The sequence below is a fragment of the Sulfobacillus harzensis genome, assembly GCF_012933365.1.
GTDB lineage: Bacteria > Bacillota > Sulfobacillia > Sulfobacillales > Sulfobacillaceae > Sulfobacillus_B > Sulfobacillus_B harzensis.
In genome coordinates this window covers 1-816 of record NZ_JABBVZ010000309.1, presented here as the reverse complement: position 1 = coordinate 816, position 816 = coordinate 1, and the positions used below count along the sequence as shown (strand labels likewise).

The 816-nt window shown below is 60.8% G+C and carries 2 protein-coding genes; both read left to right on the top strand.

All coding sequences use genetic code 11. The annotated features are described in order from the left end of the window. Positions 1-483 (top strand): tyrosine-type recombinase/integrase (locus HIJ39_RS23225; RefSeq protein WP_169103386.1); only part of this gene is annotated, 483 nt, incomplete at its 5' end. Further along, a partial coding sequence (locus tag HIJ39_RS23220) for a site-specific integrase (RefSeq protein ID WP_169103385.1) occupies positions 483-816 on the top strand: 334 nt, incomplete at its 3' end. The genes HIJ39_RS23225 and HIJ39_RS23220, both read left to right, overlap by 1 nt.

The following is an 816-nucleotide window of genomic DNA, read 5'->3' as shown; positions in this document are numbered from 1 at the left end:
CGAGTCTCCGATGTGGATCTTGGGCGGGGTATCCTCTTGATCCGTGAGGCCAAAGGGGGGAACGACCGGATGGTGCCGGTGTCTCCGTCCCTCCGGGACGGTCTACAACGATGGCAGGCGCATCTCCACACCCGTCAGCCCGATCCGACGTGGTTTTTTCAAACGCGGAACGGGCGGCCCCCGGGTCGCGGCTGGGTGTATCAGCAGTTCCGGCATCAGTTGCGTCGAGCGGGCATTCCGCATGCCGGACGGGGCGCCGGACCGCGGCTTCACGACCTGAGACATTCGTTTTGTGTCAGGACCCTGAAGCGTCTCGTCGATGAAGGACTCGATGTGTACGCGGCACTCCCGATTTTAGCGACTTATGTCGGCCATGCCTCGACAACCGCCACAGAAGGCTATGTGCGGCTGACCGCCGACTTATATGCGGAGATTCTCACGGCGGTCGTGCAAACCACGGGGACCGCGATTCCGGAGGTGTGATGGTCAAGCCCACTGATTTCGCCTACCGCGTGTCGCAGTGCTTGGCCACGTACCTGCCGGGAGTGCGAGGCTTGAGCCCAAACACGGTGTTGTCGTACCGGGATATGTTTAAGCTGCTCATCGAGTTTTTTACCACGCAACGGGCGACACCGCCGGACAAGATCCGGTTGCAGGATCTGACGCGTCCCACCATCGAACACTTCTTGGACTGGCTGGAGACCGACCGCCACTGTCACGTGTCAACACGGAACGTACGCCTGGCAGCGGTGCACGCTTTTGCCCAGTACCTGCAACGGGAACAACCGGAGTTTATGCACGAGGCGCAACAATTAC